Here is a 4,682-nt window from a genome sequence, read left to right as displayed (position 1 = left end):
ACTGCATGGGGGACCGTGTGGGAGAGTAGGTCGCCGCCGAACAATCATTGAAGGAAGAGGGTTTCTTTTCCCGGTATCAGCCGGGGGAAGAAGCCCTCTTCTTTTTTGTGTTCCCGGGGTGTTCCCGTGCGGAACCGAACCGGAGGAGGGGCCGGGGCGAGTGGTTCGGCGGGTGAGGGGACTCACCCATGGTGTCGGGGCACCGAGTGCCCGCTTCCTCCCGACCCTTGGGTACGGTGGCCCGCATGAGTGGTGAAGCATGGCTGATGTGGGACGAGGGCGTCACCCGGTACGACTTCGGTCCCGGCCATCCGATGGCTCCGATTCGTCTGGAGCTGACCATGCGCATGGTCGAGGAATTCGGCCTCGACCGCCGGCTCACCGTCGAGAGCGCGCCCGCGGCGGGTGATTCGACCCTCCGGCTCGTCCACCGCCCCGACTATGTCGCGGCCGTGCGGGCGGCCTCCGAGGACCCGGCCAAGGCGGATCCCGGGTACGGCCTGGGCACCGAGGACACCCCGGCCTTCCTCGGGATGCACGAGGCTTCCTCCCTGATCGCCGGGCTCTCCGTGGCCGCCGCCGACCGGGTGTGGTCCCGGCCGGACGCCCACGCCGTCAACTTCTCCGGCGGCCTGCACCACGCCATGCCCGCCGCCGCCGCGGGCTTCTGCGTCTACAACGACGCGGCGCTCGCCATCGCCCGTCTCCTGGAGCGCGGGGCCGAGCGGGTGGTCTACCTCGACCTCGACGTGCACCACGGCGACGGTGTCCAGGCGGCCTTCTGGGAGGACCCCCGGGTACTGACCATCTCCCTGCACCAGGACCCCCGGTCCCTCTTCCCCGGCACCGGCCGGCCCGAGGAATGCGGAGAGGGCAACGCAACCGGTACGGCCGTCAACCTCGCGCTGCCACCCGGCATCACCGACCACGACTGGCTGCGCGCCCTGCACGGGGTGGTGCCGGAGCTGTTGGAGGCCTTCCGTCCCGAGGTGCTGGTGACCCAGCACGGCGCGGACACCCACATCGAGGACCCGCTGGCCCATCTGGCGCTCACCCTGGACGCGCAGCGTTCCGCGATGGAGTCCTGCCACGCGTGGGCCCACGAGCACGCCGACGGCCGCTGGCTGGCGCTGGGCGGCGGTGGCTACGCCGTCGTCGACGTCGTGCCGCGCAGTTGGACGCATCTGACGGCGATCGCCGGGCACGCGCCCATCGAGCCCACCACCGCCGTTCCGGAGGCTTGGCGGAGCCTGGTGTACGCGCGGACGATGGGCGACGGTCCCTACCGGATGACGGACGGCGGGACCCCGTCCTGGCGGCCCTGGGAGGAGGGCTACGATCCGGCGGACCCGGTGGATCGGGCGGTGATGGCCACCCGACGGGCGATCTACCCCGCGCACGGGCTGCTGGTCTGAGGACTTGTCGCTCCCGGGGGACGCGGCCTACGGCGGAGTGACCGACGGGGTGGCGGTGATGCGCGGGTCGACCGGTACCGATGAGGGAGCCACGTGTCGACAAAGCGATCGGTTTTTGGCTACGCCCTCTCCCGTTCCCGGCTTCACCCACGCCCTTTCCGGAGGCTCTCCGGGCCGCCGGCGAACGGGCGATGACAGCCCGTCATGGCCGGTGCCGGGCCGTGTCGGGGGAGTGAGCGGCCGGCTGTTCGGGGCTGATGGGTGCAAAGAGCACCAATCGGGCCGGTGTCGTGCCGGGGAGAGTCGTGGGCTTTGCGACGCAGGTCAAGCGGGTATCGAAGAGAACGGCCCGGTCGTTCCGGAGCGGCGCCGGGGGTCCCGGCCGGGTCGGGGAAGGTCGCAGAAGGCCGGGAGAGGGGGGTGCGTCCACTCCGGAACGCCGCCGGGGGGAAACCGTGTCCCCATCCGTCGCGCCTTCCCCTGTGTGCTCAACAGGTCTTCTCTGTCACGGTAAAAGACTCGTTCCCCTTCTCTTCCCCCCTCGCATCACGCGCCCCTAATCTGGGGATGAGCGCACATGCGAGAGGGAGGCGCCGGAGGGGAAGCCGGTGTCCGACATGTGCGGAAGGTCAGGTGTGGCATGGCTGCTGGTGAAGGGCTCCTCAACGGAGCCAAGTTCCTGACCGTGGCGGAGGTCGCCGCGGTGATGCGAGTGTCCAAGATGACCGTGTACCGCTTGGTGCACGCCGGTCATCTGACCGCGATCCGGGTGGGAAGGTCCTTCCGGGTCCCCGAGCAGGCTGTTCACGAGTACCTCCAGGGCTCCTACGTGGGGGTGGAGAGCGCCTGACGCTCTCCGCGGCCCCTTTTCGTCGGGGTCGCCGGATGATCACCGATCCGCCGGTCCGTCCCTCCGGGGACGGGCCGGCGTCGTCGTGTCCGGAGGGCTCCGGCGCGCTCCCGGTCACGGCTTCCGGTGCGGTCCGGCCCCGCTCCGGGAAGGCGATCCGGGAACGCTCCCCGGGAAGGCTTCCCGGAACACCGTCGGGAGGCGGTTCCACGAGGGCCCCGGGCTCCTGCCCGCATTCCTGTACAGCCCCCGGGCCGGGGGGTGTTCGGGCCGGTGGGGAGGGGTGGAAGGGGTTCCGGCCGCGGTGTCGTCGGGGTTTTCCCGACCCCCCTCGGTACCTCGATTAACCCACCGGGCCCCGTAAACGGTAGGCTGGCCCGATGTAGGTCGTGTGGGCTCGGACGCCCCGCACCGAGTAATCGAAGTGAGCGAGGGTAGTCGTGGGCTCTGTTATCAAGAAGCGGCGCAAGCGTATGGCGAAGAAGAAGCACCGCAAGCTGCTCAAGCGCACGCGCGTGCAGCGCCGCAACAAGAAGTGAGCGGACGCCGCTGAGAGCCCGGCCCTCCCTTCCCGTGCGTTCGGGTGGGAGGGCCGAGTCGTGCTCCCGGGAGGGGTACGGGGGTTCTTCGCGCGCGGTACGCGGAAACGGCCCCCGGGACGAGTCGCCACTCGTCCCGGGGGCCGTTTCCGCGTGCGCTTCCGCGGTTCCCCGCCGCTCTCCCGGTCCCGGGGGAGCGGCGGGGCTTCAGGGGCGGCCGGTGGACCGTATGTCGATGCCCAGGCCGGGCAGCAGCCCGTCGATGAGCGGGGGAAGGGTGATCTCCGGCGCGGGCTCGGTCGGCGCGGGCTCGGTGGGGTCGGGGACCGTCGTCCCGTCCTCGCCCTCGTGGCCCGGTGTCCCGGTGCCGTTCTCCGCCGGGGGACGCCGCTGCTCCTCCCCCGGCGGGGACGGTTCCGCCGATTCCGGCCGTTCCGCGTCGACCGAGCCGGTACCGCTCTCCTCGGCGGACCCGCCGCGCGGATCCGCCCCGGAGGGCTCGGCGGACGGATCGAGGGGAACGGTGTCCGTCGATCCGTCGGCGGAGGGGGTGGGCTCCGGCGAGGGCTTGGCGACCCCCGCCTCCTCGTCCTCGATCAGCAGGAGCCGGACGCCGGCCACCTCCTCCCGCAGGGCGTCGAGGACCTCGGTGACCTCGGCTCCGACGTCGTGCAGCGCCGGGGGGAGTTGCGGGCGCAGATCGACCCAGGTCTCCCGGTGGCGCTCGGAGAAGTCGGCGAGGGTGCGCAGAGGGGCCACGGAGCCGTCCCCCTCGTGCGCCTCGACCAGCAGTCGGTGGCCCTCGGCGGTGTTGGTGGCCATCGCGGTGAGGGCGGCGCGGACCTCGGCCACTTGCTCCGGCTCCAGCGGGCCGGAACGGCCGCGCTCCATGAGACGACGGGCCTCGTTGAGCCGGGTGGAGGCGTGGTCGAGGTGGATGCTCCCGCGGTCGTATTGGCCGCCCGCCAGGTCCAGGCGCAGATCCTCCATGCCGCGTTTGAGGCCGTAGAGGGTGTCGCCGGGCAGGGCGTTGGTGCTCGCGGCGGCGGCGCCGCCGAAGGCGCCGGCGGCCACGCCGACGGTCAGTCCGCCGGCTGCCAGGCCCTTGGTGAGACGGGACCCGGGCCGCAGTACCCCGAAGCCGCGGGCGGGCCCCGCGCGGTGGGCGCCGCGCGGGCGGTCGGGCCGGGTGGGTGGGGCGCCGAGGGCCGTCGCGCCGCCTTCGGCGAACGCCGCCTCCAGAGCGGCGACGAGCCGGGCGCGCTGCACCGCTTTGGTTCCGTCGTCCAGGCGCGGCGGCGGCAGCGCGCGCATCCCCTCGACCACCCGCAGCAGGGGTGCGAACTCTTCCGGGGACGGCGTCACCGGTGCCGTTCCCGGGGTGGTTTCCGATGTCTCCGGGGTCGGTCGCGGGGGCACGCCGGACGCCGGTGGTGCGGGAGCCGTCCCGCTCGCGGGAGCGCCCTCCGACGCCGCCACGGCCGCGGCGAAGGCACTGGCCCGCCGGTGGGTCGACACGGATCCGATCACGGGCGTCACCTCCTCTCGTGTGCACGGTCGGCTCCCTGCCACGGACCGGGTGTCGTCCCGTTGACCGCCTCACCCGAAGGGGGAAACGGGCCTCCGGGGACGGATCACAGAGAGCCTGCAAGTTCCCCAACGAGCTCGGCGCAGTGGGGTTACGGCTTGATGATGATCGGATCACTTCCGCGTTCGGCGGAGTGCGCGGAGGCGTGCGCCGGGGGAGCGGTGGAGCGTGTCGGGGCGCGGCCGGGTGGTACCGGTGGGCGCGTCGGTGGTCGGGGGCGCGAAACGGTGCGGACCGGGGTGGACGGCGTGACATGGCGAAACCCCCGTCCCGGGACGGGCGAACGGGGG

4 protein-coding genes are annotated in these 4,682 nt (G+C 72.5%); 3 read left to right on the top strand and 1 reads right to left on the bottom strand.

Features of this window, described 5'->3' with window-relative positions; genetic code table 11:
- The first annotated feature begins 245 nt into the window (after positions 1-245).
- The 3 genes from LZF96_RS26255 to LZF96_RS26245 all read left to right on the top strand — a co-directional run bounded on the left by LZF96_RS26255 (position 246) and on the right by LZF96_RS26245 (position 2,804).
- Positions 246-1,415 carry an acetoin utilization protein AcuC gene (locus LZF96_RS26255; protein ID WP_233877364.1) on the top strand — a complete coding sequence of 390 codons (1,170 nt, stop codon included), beginning with the start codon at positions 246-248 and terminating at the stop codon, positions 1,413-1,415.
- A 640-nt stretch (positions 1,416-2,055) separates the two neighbouring features.
- The gene (locus LZF96_RS26250) at positions 2,056-2,265 is read left to right on the top strand and encodes a helix-turn-helix domain-containing protein (RefSeq protein ID WP_143623409.1); all 210 of its coding nucleotides are present in this window, start codon (positions 2,056-2,058) and stop codon (positions 2,263-2,265) included.
- A 440-nt stretch (positions 2,266-2,705) separates the two neighbouring features.
- Positions 2,706-2,804: a 30S ribosomal protein bS22 gene (locus tag LZF96_RS26245; protein ID WP_003948845.1), complete on the top strand. Its 99-nt coding sequence runs from the start codon at positions 2,706-2,708 to the stop codon at positions 2,802-2,804.
- A 207-nt stretch (positions 2,805-3,011) separates the two neighbouring features.
- On the opposite strand, the gene LZF96_RS26240 is transcribed toward LZF96_RS26245, so the two are convergent.
- On the bottom strand, positions 3,012-4,169 hold the full coding sequence (locus LZF96_RS26240) for a DUF5667 domain-containing protein (RefSeq protein WP_374203340.1): 1,158 nt from the start codon (positions 4,167-4,169) through the stop codon (positions 3,012-3,014).
- Between the last annotated feature and the right edge of the window lie 513 nt (positions 4,170-4,682).

Source organism: Streptomyces sp. ST2-7A (assembly GCF_021390475.1).
GTDB lineage: Bacteria > Actinomycetota > Actinomycetes > Streptomycetales > Streptomycetaceae > Streptomyces.
This window is presented reverse-complemented; position numbering and strand designations above follow the sequence as displayed.